The sequence below is a fragment of the Bradyrhizobium sp. URHA0013 genome, assembly GCF_000518345.1.
Classification (GTDB): domain Bacteria; phylum Pseudomonadota; class Alphaproteobacteria; order Rhizobiales; family Xanthobacteraceae; genus Bradyrhizobium.
Window position 1 is genome coordinate 386,991 of record NZ_JADK01000006.1, and the last position, 13,393, is coordinate 400,383.

The window sequence follows — 13,393 nt, forward strand, 5'->3', positions numbered from 1 at the left end:
GGGCCGGACGTCAAGCCGGCGCGCCGGATCGCCCTCGGTAGGAATGGTGTCATGAAAGCGATGATTCTGGCGGGAGGCCTCGGCAGTCGCCTCAGCGAGGAAACCTCCGTCCGACCGAAACCGATGGTCGAGATCGGCGGTCATCCGATCCTCTGGCACATCATGAAGATCTACTCGTCGTTCGGCATCAACGACTTCGTGATATGCCTGGGATACAAGGGCTACCTGATCAAGGAATACTTCTCGCACTACCTGCTGCACACGTCCGACGTCACGATCGATCTCAAGAACAACCAGATCGACTTTCACGCCAGCCGGTCGGAGCCGTGGCGCGTGACGCTGGTCGACACCGGCGCCGAGACCGAGACGGGCGGCCGCATCAAGAGGGCGCTGCCCTTTGTGCAGGATGATGATGCGTTCTGCCTGACCTATGGCGATGGCGTCGCCGATATCGACATCGCGAAGCTGATCTCGTTTCATCGCTCGCACGGCAAGCTTGCGACCGTTACCGGCGTGCGTCCACCAGGCAGGTTCGGCAGTCTCGAACTCGACGACAGTGTCGTGAAGGGTTTCAACGAAAAGCCGCTCGGCGACGGCGGATGGATCAATGGCGGGTTCTTCGTGCTCGATCCTCGCATCGCCGAGCTGATTGCCGATGACTCCACGACCTGGGAGCGGCAGCCGCTCGAGCAACTGGCCCAAAGCGGCGAACTGCGTGTGTTTCGCCACGAAGGGTTCTGGCGGTCGATGGATACGCTGCGAGAACGCAATTTGCTTGAGGCGCTCTGGAAGGAGAACAACCCGCCGTGGCGTATGTGGACGTAAACCCTGAGTTCTGGCGTGGCCGGCGTGTTCTGGTGACGGGACACACCGGTTTCAAGGGCGCCTGGCTCAGCCTGTGGCTATCCGCCATGAACGCCCGGGTTTTCGGTTTCTCGCTAGCTCCCCCGACCACGCCGTCCTTGTTCGACCGGGCAGAGGTCGCGGCCGTCGTGGATGACACGCGCGGCGATATCAGGGATATCGGGGCATTGTCGCATGCGTTGGCGACCAGCAAGCCTGAAGTGGTGTTTCACCTCGCCGCCCAATCCGTCCTGCGCGAATCCTATGTCGATCCGATCGGCACTGTCTCGACCAACGTGATGGGTACGGTGAACCTGCTCGAGGCGGTGCGTCAGTTCAATCTCAAGGCAAAGGCGGAGCGGACGGGTGACGGTGTCCGTTCGTTCGTCATCGTCACCAGCGACAAGTGCTATGAAAATCGCGAGTGGGTGTGGGGTTATCGCGAGAACGAGGCGATGGGAGGCCACGATCCCTATAGCACGAGCAAGGGATGCGCTGAGCTGCTGCTGACGTCGTATAATCGCAGCTTCGCGGAGCCGCCGGCGGCTTCGGGACGTGCGGGCAATGTCATTGGCGGTGGCGATTGGGCGAAGGATCGCATTGTGCCGGACGCGATCCGCGCCTTTGCGATGCAACGCGCATTGGAGGTGCGCCGCCCGCGAGCCATCCGTCCCTGGCAACACGTGCTTGAGCCTCTTGCCGGATATCTGCTCCTGGCCGAGGCTTCCTTCAGGCAAGGCGCCTCGGTGGCGGACGGCTGGAACTTCGGCCCAGGGCCGGAGAGCGAGCAGCCGGTATCACGCCTCGCCGACACGCTGGCCACAATTTGGGGCAATGGTGCGCAATGGCAGCATGTCGGCAGCGACGATTTGCACGAAGCGACCTTCCTGAAGCTGGACTCCTCGAAGGCGCGAACATTGCTCGGCTGGCGGCCCCGGCTCGGATTTGACAACGCGTTGAAAATGACAGTCGATTGGTACAAGGCCGATTTGGAACGCTCGGCCTCCTCAATGCGTGATTTTACGCTCGGTCAGATCCGAGACTATTGTCACGCGACCTGACCGGACGCTTCTGACGGCTCACTCCGTGCGGAGGTGAGGAAAGTTTCAATGAGCGGGCTCACGGTAGCTTTGGTCGGTGGCGGGCGATGGGGGCGTACGCACGCTTCCATCTTGGCACAGCTTTCCGACCGTGTCGGTTGTGTGCTGTGGGTGTCGCGCCACAATAGCGAAGCCCTCAATGCGTTTCTCGCTGAGCGCACAGGAGCGCCCCCTCGGTTCACCCCGCTCGCAAGCCTTGACGCAGCGCTGGCTTTGGGGCCCGACGCCGCCATCGTTGCGACACCTGCCGCCGATCACGCCGGGACTGCCGAGAGCTTGCTGCGCAGGGATGTGCCAACCCTGGTCGAGAAGCCGCTTGCGCTGAGCATCGACAGTGCGAAGCGTCTGGTCGATCTGGCGGCTGGGCGCAACATCCCGCTCCTTGTTGGCCTGCATCTGCTCAGTGCGCCGTTCTTGCGTCATTTCCTGGGTTTGTGCGCAGGGCATGAAGTCGCTGCCATCGAATTGGAGTGGCTGGATGCTGAGCAGGAGATCCGGCGCGGAATGGCCAAATTGTCCAACGTCACGACGCATAAGGTCGACGAGATCATTCCTCATCTTTGGTCGATGCTGCATCTGATCGACAACAGCGCCGAGCCGCAATTGCGCGAGGTGAAGCCGTTGCCGCAAGGAGCGGTCGAGGTTGAGCTGGGCTTGGGGCATTCGCTTGCCGTGCTTCGGTTCGGACGGAGGGCTGTGGCGCGCAAGCGATTGATCCGCCTCGAACTACGCGATGGCGGCAGGGCCGAGCTTGATTTCACCATTGAGCCCGGCCGGATCTTCATCGATGGCGTCGAACTGCCCGGCCTGGATGTCGGCGGCAAGCTCGGGCCGCTTGCGACAGAGCTGGCTGGTTTTTTAGACCTCGTTCGCGCGGGTCGGGACTTCTCGTCATCGCCCCAACTGGCGTCTCGTTGCATCGGTGCCGTCGAGCTGGCTGAAGCGGTGCGGACCCGCTTGGTTGCAGAAGAGGCGAAGGCAGTGTCAGCCCGTCTCGCGCGCGGGGATATGATGGAGGATCCCGATGTCTCGGCCTGGATCATCGATAATGTTGCCCCGCTCCTGGATATTCAGGAACCGCGTACCAGCGACCAGAGACGGGAGCTTGCAGACGTTATCGTCGATGCGATCGAAGCCGTCGACCTGACGGCTCATGTCCACGACGACAGGCTGCGCCCCGTGGTCGCAACGATACAGCAATCGGACTTCTTCGCGCATCTGACGCAGAGCCGGTTGGCTTGAGCGGCACGGCTTGCGTAAGGCCAAGGCTTGCGTAAGGAAGGTTTGCGTAAGGCCAAGCCGGGGCTGCGGTTTCTTGATTGAAGCGCGAACGCTTAGTCACGAAATGTCGCGGATAGGCTTCAGGCACCAACGCGGTTTCGCCCGATTTCATCGTCATCGCTCGTCCGCGATCACCTTGCCATCGTTCGGCAGCGCGCCGGGGCTCACCAATTCAACCTCGCCTCCGAGCTTCGTCACTGCGCGCAAGGTGCCTGCAATCTCCTCGCGCAACGCGTCGTTTGCGACCGCCGTCTCCGCTTTCAGCGTCATTGCATCGGCCTCGCCCTGGCGCGTGACGACGAGGCGTAATCTTCCGAGCGCGGGATGGCGGTTGCCGATCTCGGCGACCTGCTCCGGGCGGACGAACATGCCCTTGACCTTGGTGGTCTGGTCGGCGCGGCCCATCCAACCCTTGATGCGCATGTTGGTGCGCCCGCAGGGGCTGGTCCCCGGCAGTGCCGCGGTGAGGTCGCCGAGAGCGAGTCGGACCCAGGGATGGTGCGGGTCGAGCGAAGTCACGACGATCTCGCCGACGTCGCCGGACGCCACGGGATCGCCGGTGCCGGGCTTGACGATCTCCATGATCAGATCCTCGTTCACGACCATGCCGTCGCGCGCGCTGGTCTCGAAGGCGATGAGGCCGAGATCGGCGGTGCCGAAGGCCTGGTAGGCGTCGATGCCGCGCGCCTTGATCTCCGCCTGGAGCGAGGGCGGGAAGGCCGCGCCCGAGACCAGCGCGCGCTTGATCGAGGAGACGTCGCGTCCTGAGCTTGCGGCAGCATCGAGCAAGATCTTCAGGAAGTCCGGCGTGCCGCTGTAGCCGACGGGACGGTAGGCCTCGATCAGCTCGAATTGCTGCTCGGTATTCCCTGGACCGGCCGGGATCACGGCGCATCCGAGCGCGCGGGCCGACGCATCGAAGATGAAGCCGCCGGGAGTGAGATGATAGCTGAAGGTGTTGAGCACGATGTCGTCGGGACGGAACCCGGCCGCGAACAGCGCCCGTGCGCCGCGCCACGGATCGGCCTGCCGCCCCTCCGGCTCGAAAATCGGGCCGGGGGAAGTGAAGAGGCGGGCGAAGGAGCCGGGCGCCGCCGCGACGAACCCTCCGAACGGCGTGGAGGCCTTGTGCAGGGCCGGCAGTTCCGACTTGCGCAGCACTGGGAGGCCCGCCAATGCCGCCCTGGAGGTCACGGTAGCCGGATCCAGGCCTTTCAGCCGATCAGCATAGGCGGGCGCGGTCATCGCAGAGCGCAGCACGCCGGGCAGGCGGGCGAACAGATCGGCCTCGCGCGCGGCTTGCTCGCGCGTCTCGAGGGCGTCGTAATGGGCGGTCATGGCTGATCTTTCCGTGTTGGCATCCGTTGCGTGCCGCCGCCGGCATGGGTATCAGACGGCCTGGACGAGGTTTGAAGAGGACGCGATGGCGGACGAGGGAATCAGTGCGGAGGACGAGGCGTCGGACGTCGTGCCGCGCCTGAAGCGCCGCATGATCGACGAGGCGCTGCCGTTGTGGTCGACGGTCGGCTGGGACCATGGCGCGGGTGGTTTCATCGATCGGCTGCATCGTGACGGCACGGCGGACGTGACCGCGCCGCGCCGGGTGTTCGTGCAGGCCCGCCAGATCTGGTGCTACGCCAAGGCTGCGCAGATGGGCTGGTACCCTGAGGGGCGCGCCGTCGCACTGAAGGGCCTCGAGCATCTGCTCGCCAAGGCAAAGACGCCCGACGGCCGGCCCGGCTACGTGCACCGGCTGACGCCGGAGGGCGCGGTGCTGGACGCCCGCCGCGACGCCTACGACCACGCCTTCATCCTGTTTGCGCTCGCGGCCGTCTATGCGCTCGACCAGGACGCACAAATTCGCACCGAGATCGATGCGCTGCTCGCCTTCCTCGATGGCCATCTGCGCTCGCCGCACGGCGGCGTCCACGAAGGCCTTCCGGTCTCGCTGCCGCGCCGGCAGAACCCGCACATGCATCTGTTCGAGGCGATGATCGCGTGCTTCGACGCAACCCACGATTTGTCGTTCCAGAACCGTGCCGGCGAGTTCTTCGCGCTGTTCCTCGCCAATCTCTACGACAAGCGGACGCGCGCGCTCGGCGAATATTTCGAAGAGGACTGGTCGAAGATCGCGCCGGTCAGCGTCGAGCCCGGCCACCAGGCGGAATGGGTCTGGTTGCTGAAGGGGTTCGAACGCATCACGGGCTGCCCGACCGGACAGCGGCGCGCCGAGCTGCTGAAAACCGCGCTGCGCTATCGCGACGAGGCCACCGGCTGCCTGATCGACGAGGGTGACGACGCCGGCAACATTCGCCGCACTACGCGTCGGCTGTGGCCACAGACCGAGATTGCGAAGGCGTGGATCGCGCAGGCCGAATCCGGCGAGGCGGGCGCGGCGGACGAGGCGCGCATGGCGCTGGCGCGGCTCGAACGGCATTATCTCAGCCATCCCGTGCGGGGCGGCTGGTACGACCAGTTCGAGCGCGACGGCAAATCGCTGATCGACACCATTCCTGCGTCGTCGTTCTATCATGTTCTCTGCGCAGTCACGGAAGCGGAACAGGTATTGGAAGGTTAAAGCCAGCGCTTGCGCCGCTTGAAGCTTTTGAGGTTCTTGAAGCTCTTGCGCTGGTCGCCGGCGCCGCCGAGGTAGAATTCCTTGACGTCCTCGTTGTCGCGCAATTCGTCCGCGGTGCCGTCGAGCACGACCTTGCCCTGCTCCATGATGTAGCCGTGGCTTGCCACCGACAGCGCGGCGCGGGCGTTCTGCTCGACCAGGAGAATGGTGACGCCGAGGTCACGGTTGATCTTGTGGATGATCGAGAACACCTCTTTCACCAGCAGAGGCGACAGGCCCATCGAGGGCTCGTCCATCAGGATCATCTTCGGGCGCGCCATCAGTGCGCGGCCGATCGCGAGCATCTGCTGTTCGCCGCCGGAGAGATAACCGGCAAGCCCGGTGCGCTCTTTCAGACGCGGGAAATAGTTGAAGACCATATCGAGATCGGCGCCGACCTCGCGGTCCCTGCGGGTGAAGGCGCCGAGCTTGAGATTTTCCAGCGAGGTCATGTCGGCGACGATGCGCCGGCCCTCCATCACCTGGAAGATGCCGCGGCGGACGATCTTGTCGGGGTCGATGCCATTGATCCGCTCGCCTTCGAACAAGATTTCGCCACGCGTGACTTCGCCGTCCTCGGTCTTGAGCAGCCCGGAGATCGCCTTCAGCGTCGTCGACTTGCCGGCGCCGTTGGCGCCGAGCAGCGCCACGATCGCGCCCTTGGGCACGTCGAGGCTGAGACCGCGCAGCACCAGGATGACGTCGTCATAGACGACCTCGATGTTGCGCACGGCAAGGAGAGGCGGTGCGGGTACGATGCCGGGGGAGGGACGAGCTGCTGCTTCGTGAATTTCGGTCATGCCTCATACTCCGCTGTCGTCGCCCGGCTTGACCGGGCGACCCAGTATTCCAGAGACGCCTGAGACTCACGGAGAGGCCCCGGCGTACTGAATCCCCCGCTCCAGTGCGCGCTGCGCACAAGGCGGGGGATGACATTTCTGTGTGAGGTGAGCGCTAAGCTCACCAGCCCAGCAAGTCCGGCTTGCGCGGGAGCTCGACGGTCTTGACCTTCTCGAGCTTGATCGCGCCCTTGGCCATGAGGTCGTTGAGGTCGCCGTCGGTCGCTCCCGCAATCTTGGTGCGGTAGAGGTCGACCTTCAGCGTGCCGCGGTGGTCCTTGTCGGTCCAGGTCGAGGGATTGCAGACGCCCTCCATCCCGGCCGGCACCCAGTCCTTCTTCTGGTAGAAGCCCTTGGCGACGTTCTCGCCGGTGGCGCCGCCGTTCTTGGCGGCCCAATCGATCGCCTCCTTCATGTAGAGCGCCGAGCACACCGCCGCGATGTAGTGCACCGGCCGATAGACCTTGCCGGTCGGGTCGGACATCTTCGAGATCTCCATCACCGTTTTCATGCCGGGCGCATCGCCGCCCCAGCTGACCGCGGTGCGCAGCGGGAAGATCACGCCGTCGGCGGCATCGCCTGCGGTCTTGGCGGCGTTCTCGTCCATGCCCCAGACATTGCCCATGAATTGGATGTCGACGCCGGCGGTCTTGCAGGCCTTCATCACCGAGATGTTGGACGCGGCGGTGTTGCCGAGATAGGCGTAGTTGGCGCCTGAGGATTTCAGGCTCAGGCACTGCGCGCTGTAGTCACCCGGCGCGAGCGCGAACACCAGCGGCGGCAGCACCTCGAAGCCGAGCTCCTGCGCCATGGCTTCGCCGGCGGCCTTCGGTGCGTTCGGGTAGGGGTGGTTGGCGCCCATGTGGACGAATTTCGGCTTGCCGGACTTGCCCTTGGCCTTCCAGTCTTCGGCTGCCCACATCAGCATCGCGCGCAGCGAGTCCGAATAGCTCGGACCATAGAAGAAATTATAGGGCGCGGGCTTGGCCTTGCCGCTGACACCTTCGGGATCGGTGAGGGCAGCGGCGTAGGAGCCGGAGAGATCGGGAATTTTATCTTGTGCGAGGAAGCCGGTCAGCGCCTCGGTGTCTGCCGTGCCCCAGCCCATGATCGCCGCGACCTTGGAGTCCGGCGCCGACCACTTCTTGTAGAGCGCGATCGCGCGCGGTACCTGGTAGCCATAGTCGTTGGTGTCGACGTTGAGCTGCTTGCCGCCGACGCCGCCGTTCTTGTTGACCCAGGCGAAGGTGTCGGCGACGGCTTGGCCGTAGGGCGTGCCGACGTCGGACGTGCCGCCGGAATAATCGGCGAGATGCCCGATCGCGATCTGCGCCTGCGCGCCTGACGAGAATGCGGCGATCGCCAGCGCAAGTGACGCGGTGCTCAAAAGGGATTTAGTTTTCATTGGTTGCCTCCTCCTGTTTATTTGTTGGTTTGCGAGTTGCCCGCGCTCAATGCGAGAACGGGTAGAGTTTCCAATACGCCTTGATCTGCCGCCAGCGATGAGCGAGCCCATCCGGCTCGAACATCAGGAACGCGATGATGATCACCCCGATCGCGATCTCGCGCAGGAAGGTGATGTTGTTGTTCAGCGACAGCGCCTTGTCGATCGCGCCGCCCTTCAGCGCCACGCTGAGGAACTCCATCGTCTCGGGCAGCAGCACCACGAACGCGGTACCCATCAGCGTGCCCATGATCGAACCGGTGCCGCCGATGATGATCATGGCCAGGAACAGGATCGAGCGTTCGATGCCGAAGCCCTCTTGCGACACCACGAGCTGGTAGTGTGCGTAGAGCGCGCCGGCGATGCCGGCGAAGAAGGCGGCGAGCCCAAATGACAACGTGCGATACTTGGTGAGATTGATGCCCATGATCTCCGCGGAGAGATAATGGTCGCGAATCGCCACCAGCGCGCGGCCGTCGCGGGTGCGCATCAGATTGGTGACGAGGACGTAGCTTGCAACTACGTAGGCGAGTACGACATAGAAATATTGCCTGTCGCCGCGCAGCGTGTAGCCGAAGATCGAGAACGGATTGGCGCTGGCCGGCACCGAGCCGCCGGTGAACCACTCTGCGCGGGAGAAGAAGTCGAGCAGGATGTATTGTGCTGCGAGCGTCGCGATGACGAGGTAAAGCCCCTTCAGCCGCGCCGCCGGGATGCCGAAGATCAGCCCGACCAGCGCAGTGACGACGCCCGCGAGGGGGATCGCGAAGAACACCGGGATCGATGTGCTGTTGGAGATGTAGGCCGAGGTGAAGGCGCCGAGCAGGAAGAAAGCGGCATGGCCGATCGAGATCTGGCCGGTGAAGCCGACCAGGATGTTCAGCCCCAGCGCAGCGATCGAGAAGATGCCGATCTGGATCAGGATGCTGAGCCAATAGCCGCCAAGGAATTGCGGCACGAGACACAGCGCCAGCACGCCGGCGATCGCAAAATTGCGGCTGGTGGCGGTCGGGAAGATCGTGGTGTCGGCCGCGTAAGAGGTGCGGAAATCACCAGCAGGGATGAGGGCGGGGCCGGCCATAGATCAGATCCGTTCGATGTCGTGGGTGCCGAACAGGCCGTAGGGCTTGATCATCAGCACGATGATGAGGACGTAGAACGGCGCGATCTCGTAGAGATTGCCCCAGTGAAGGTATTCGCTGTCGACATATTGCGCGATGTTCTCGAGTAATCCGATGATGATGCCGCCGAGCACGGCACCGCCGACGGAATCGAGCCCGCCGAGGATCGCAGCCGGAAACACTTTGATCCCATAGGCGGCAAGGCCCGAGGATACGCCGTTCACGACCGCGACCACGACGCCTGCAACCGCCGACACCGTTGCGGAGATCGCCCAGGCCATCGCGAACACGCTTTTCACGGAGATGCCGAGCGATTGCGCGACCTGTTGGTTGAACGCAGTGGCGCGCATCGCAAGGCCGTACTTTGACGCGCGGAAGAACCAGGCCATGCCAATCATCATCGCGATCGAGACAACGAGGCTCATGACATAGACGGTCTGGATCTGGAGCCCGAGCAGGCTGACGGACTGGCTCTCGAACACGCGCGGGAACGGCTGCGGATTGACGCCGAACATCCATTTCAGCGTGGCCTGCAGCACGGTGGAGAGGCCGATCGTCACCATGATGACCGAGATGATGGGTTCGCCGATCATCGGTCGCAGGATCAGGACCTGCACCGCGATGCCGAACACGAACATGAACACCAGCGTCATCGGCATGCCGATCCAGAACGGCACCTGGTATTTCGCGAGCAAAGTCCAGCACACCCAGGCGCCGACAAGCAAGAGCTCGCCCTGCGCGAAATTGACGACCTGGCTAGCCTTGTAGATCAGCACAAACGACATCGCGACCACGCCATAGAGCGTGCCGACCACGAGGCCGTTGACCAGGAGCTGAATGAGGAAGGCGGTGTTCATGAAGTGGTGCTCGCTGACAAATCCGGCGCGCTCTTCCCCTCTCCCCTTGTGGGAGAGGGTGGCTTCGCGAAGCGAAGACGGGTGAGGGGTTCTCTCAGCAATGAACGCGCGGAGAGAGGACCCCTCACCGAAGTGAGGGTGGGGCGGGCTGCGGAGATGCCCTCTCCCACAAGGGGAGAGGGCGCAGCAATACGCATTGCACCTGTGATTGCCACGAAGTTCACTCCGCCGCCTCCGCCAAATGCCCCGGTCCGCCGAGATCCACCACTCGCAGCGTGGTCCGCACCCTTTGCGTGGTGCCGTCCTGGAAGCGGATCACGGTGTCCACGGGGATGTCGGCCTGGCCGCGGTAGATCGCGTCGATGATGCCTTCGTATTTTTCGTTGATGACGCTGCGCCGCACTTTCCGCGTGCGGGTGAGCTCGCCATCGTCGGCGTCGAGCTCCTTGTAGAGCAGCAGGAAGCGGGAGATGCGCTGTGCCGGCGGCAGAGTCGCGTTGACGGTCTCGACTTCCTTCTTGAGTAGCGCATAAACCTCGGGCCGCGAGGCCAGGTCGCTGTAGGTCGTAAACGAGAGCCGGTTCTTCTCCGCCCATTTCGAGATGATGGAGTAGCGGATGCAGATCATGGCGGCGAGCGCGTCCCGGCCTGCACCAAGCACCACGGCTTCCGCGATATAAGCCGAGAACTTCAACTTGTTCTCGATGAATTGTGGCGAGAAGCGCTCGCCGCGCGAGGTCTCGGCGAGATCCTTGATGCGATCGATGACCACGAGCTGGCGATTCGCGTTGAAATAGCCGGCGTCGCCGGACAGCATCCAGCCATCCCTGAGGTCAGCGACGCTCGCCTCCGGGTTCTTGTAGTAGCCGAGGAACATGTTGGGATGCCGCACCACGATTTCGCCGACGCCGTGAACGTCGGCATTGTCGATGCGGATTTCGACGCTGTCGGCCATCGGCACGCCTGTCGTGTCGGGGTCGACCTTGCCCGCGGGATGCAGCGTGTAGGCCCCCAGCAGCTCGGTCTGGCCGTAGAGCGTGCGCAGCGGCACGCCCATGGCCTGGAAGAACTTGAAGGTCTCGGGCCCGAGTGCCGCGCCGCCGGTTGCGGCTGAACGCAGGCGGGTGAAGCCGAGGCGGTCGCGCAATGCACGGAACAGGATCGCGTCGGCAAAGCCGGAACGCTCGCCCTGTTCGAGCGCGGCAAGCCCGCTCTTCATGCCGATGTCGAACAGGCGCTGCTTGAACGGCGTTGCGTCCATCACCCTGGCGCGGACGTCGGCGGCGATTGATTCCCAAACGCGCGGTGCAAACAGGATGAACGTCGGTGCGATCTCACGCAGATCGTTCATCATGGTCTCGGGCTCTTCGACGAAGTTGATCTTCATCCGGCACAAGAGGCCTTTGCCGAGTACATAGACCTGCTCCATGATCCAGGGCAGCGGCAGCACCGACACGTATTCGTCGTCCGGCCCTTTCGGATCGAAAGCGAGGTATGTCGCGCAGTGGCCGAGCACGTGGCCGGCCGCGAGCATCGCGAGCTTTGGATGCGAGGTGGTGCCTGATGTCGTGCAGAGGATCGCGACGTCCTCGCCCTTGGTCGCGTCCACCAGCCGGTCGTAAAGTTCCGGCTCGCGCGTAGCCCGCGCCCGGCCGAGTTCGGCAAACGTCTCCGCCGACATCAAGCGCGGATCGTCGTATTTCCGCATGCCGCGCGGATCGGAATAGATGATGTGCTTCAGCTTTGGGACGCGGTCGGCCAGCGTAAGCAGCTTGTCGACCTGCTCCTCGTCCTCGGCGAAAACGAGCTGCGCCTCGCCATAATTGAGGAGATAAGAGGCTTCTTCGTCGAGCACGTCACGATATAGCCCGAGGCTCAAGCCTCCGATCGCGTGGGTTGCTATTTCCGCCGCGACCCAGTCCGGCCGGTTGTCGCCGATGATGCCGACGACATCTTCGCGCCCAAGGCCCAGTTCGATCAGGCCGAGCGCGAAGTCGCGCACCCGCGTCTGGTAGGCGTTCCAGGTGAACGGGCGCCACAGCCCGAGATCCTTTTCGCGCAACGCGATCTCGTTGCCGTACTCCTTCGCATTGAGCCGGAGCATCTTCGGATAGGTGTCGGCCTGCGCGACGCGGCCTGCGTAATCCATCATGCCGCGCTCTCCTGCGCCGGCGGAGCATCGTCAGGGTCGACCAGCACCTCGTCTTCTTCGCCGAGATAGGCGCGCCTGACGTGGGGATCGGCGAGCACGGCGGCCGGATCGCCCTCGGCGATCTTGCGGCCGAAATCCAGCACCATGACGCGGTGGGAGATGTCCATTACCACGCCCATGTCGTGCTCAATCATCACCACGGTCATGCCGAACTCCTCGTTGAGGTCGACGATGTAGCGGGCCATGTCCTCCTTCTCCTCGAAGTTCATGCCGGCCATCGGCTCGTCGAGGAGAATGAGGCGTGGCTCCAGTGCCATGGCGCGCGCGAGCTCCACCCGCTTGCGCAGACCATAGGAGAGGGTGCCGGCCGGCGCCTTTCGCACCGATTGGAGATCGAGGAAATCGATGATCTCCTCGACCTTACGGCGGTGCTCGAGCTCTTCCTTGCGCGCGCCGGTGAACCAGTACAGCGAGCCCGTGAGAAAATTGTTCTTCAGGAGGTGATGGCGGCCGACCATGATGTTGTCGAGCACGCTCATATGGTGGAACAGCGCCAGGTTCTGAAAGGTGCGGCCGATGCCGAGCGAAGCGCGCGCGTTGGGCGTCAGGCCGGTGATGTCGCGGCCCTGGTAGAACAGCTGGCCTTCGGTCGGCTTGTAGCGGCCGGAAATACAGTTCACGATCGAGGTCTTGCCGGCACCATTGGGGCCAATAATCGAGAACAGCTCGCCTTCCCTGATGGCGAAGCCGACATCGGTCAGCGCACGAACGCCGCCGAATCGCAAGGACACGCCGCGCACTTCAAGACTGGTAGCCACCAAACAGATCCCTCCCGGTGATGGCGCATTCAGTGGCGCTCTTCGTCCGTTCTGTCGGGCGATCCTAGTACGGCCGTGCCGGTGAGGCCATGCAGCAGATGGTCTCGACCGGAGCCGCGCCGCTCTCGTTCCCGTTTGGGATCAAAAGCCGCATCGCCCGAGGTGGTCCTCAATAGGGGAAAGCGCTATTTTGAAATGTCTCCCGCCTGACAATTCTGCGACAAAGTTTTTTGGGCGCTCGCAGCCTCCATCTTTCGTCTGATGGTAGCCGAGACGATCATGCTGCATTGCAGCAGAACAGGAGTGACGAACGGTGCGGCG

Annotated in this window: 11 protein-coding genes; 4 read left to right on the forward strand and 7 right to left on the reverse strand. The window is 63.6% G+C overall.

Going from position 1 to position 13,393, the window contains the following annotated elements; translation table 11 throughout:
* Positions 1-51: 51 nt before the first annotated feature.
* Genes rfbF through N551_RS36535 form a run of 3 tightly spaced genes read left to right on the forward strand, consistent with a single transcriptional unit; the run spans position 52 to position 3,185 of the window.
* Entirely contained in the window at positions 52-825 is a 774-nt protein-coding gene (gene rfbF / locus N551_RS0109540) for a glucose-1-phosphate cytidylyltransferase (protein WP_027566790.1), read from the forward strand.
* Positions 807-1,904 carry a CDP-glucose 4,6-dehydratase gene (rfbG, locus tag N551_RS0109545; protein ID WP_245287752.1) on the forward strand — a complete coding sequence of 366 codons (1,098 nt, stop codon included), beginning with the start codon at positions 807-809 and terminating at the stop codon, positions 1,902-1,904. Before rfbF ends, rfbG begins: the two co-directional genes overlap by 19 nt.
* 48 nt (positions 1,905-1,952) lie before the next feature.
* Entirely contained in the window at positions 1,953-3,185 is a 1,233-nt protein-coding gene (locus N551_RS36535) for a Gfo/Idh/MocA family protein (protein WP_027566792.1), read from the forward strand.
* A gap of 153 nt (positions 3,186-3,338) precedes the next feature.
* On the opposite strand, the gene N551_RS0109555 is transcribed toward N551_RS36535, so the two are convergent.
* On the reverse strand, positions 3,339-4,562 hold the full coding sequence (locus N551_RS0109555) for a phenylacetate--CoA ligase family protein (RefSeq protein ID WP_027566793.1): 1,224 nt from the start codon (positions 4,560-4,562) through the stop codon (positions 3,339-3,341).
* A gap of 85 nt (positions 4,563-4,647) precedes the next feature.
* Between N551_RS0109555 and N551_RS0109560 the strand changes: the two genes are divergently transcribed.
* On the forward strand, positions 4,648-5,802 hold the full coding sequence (locus N551_RS0109560; protein ID WP_027566794.1) for an AGE family epimerase/isomerase: 1,155 nt from the start codon (positions 4,648-4,650) through the stop codon (positions 5,800-5,802).
* On the opposite strand, the gene N551_RS0109565 is transcribed toward N551_RS0109560, so the two are convergent.
* The 6 genes from N551_RS0109565 to N551_RS0109590 all read right to left on the reverse strand — a co-directional run bounded on the left by N551_RS0109565 (position 5,799) and on the right by N551_RS0109590 (position 13,072).
* The gene (locus tag N551_RS0109565; RefSeq protein WP_027566795.1) at positions 5,799-6,641 is read right to left on the reverse strand and encodes an ABC transporter ATP-binding protein; all 843 of its coding nucleotides are present in this window, start codon (positions 6,639-6,641) and stop codon (positions 5,799-5,801) included. The genes N551_RS0109560 and N551_RS0109565 overlap by 4 nt on opposite strands.
* Before the next feature lie 160 nt (positions 6,642-6,801).
* Positions 6,802-8,085, reverse strand: a complete 1,284-nt coding sequence (locus N551_RS0109570; RefSeq protein ID WP_027566796.1) for an ABC transporter substrate-binding protein — start codon at positions 8,083-8,085, stop codon at positions 6,802-6,804.
* 46 nt (positions 8,086-8,131) lie between these two features.
* Entirely contained in the window at positions 8,132-9,205 is a 1,074-nt protein-coding gene (locus tag N551_RS0109575) for a branched-chain amino acid ABC transporter permease (RefSeq protein WP_027519026.1), read from the reverse strand.
* A 3-nt stretch (positions 9,206-9,208) separates the two neighbouring features.
* Positions 9,209-10,102: a branched-chain amino acid ABC transporter permease gene (locus N551_RS0109580; RefSeq protein ID WP_027519025.1), complete on the reverse strand. Its 894-nt coding sequence runs from the start codon at positions 10,100-10,102 to the stop codon at positions 9,209-9,211.
* Positions 10,103-10,322: 220 nt separating this feature from the next.
* Positions 10,323-12,254: a long-chain fatty acid--CoA ligase gene (locus N551_RS0109585; protein WP_027566797.1), complete on the reverse strand. Its 1,932-nt coding sequence runs from the start codon at positions 12,252-12,254 to the stop codon at positions 10,323-10,325.
* Positions 12,251-13,072: an ABC transporter ATP-binding protein gene (locus tag N551_RS0109590; RefSeq protein ID WP_027566798.1), complete on the reverse strand. Its 822-nt coding sequence runs from the start codon at positions 13,070-13,072 to the stop codon at positions 12,251-12,253. Before N551_RS0109590 ends, N551_RS0109585 begins: the two co-directional genes overlap by 4 nt.
* Between the last annotated feature and the right edge of the window lie 321 nt (positions 13,073-13,393).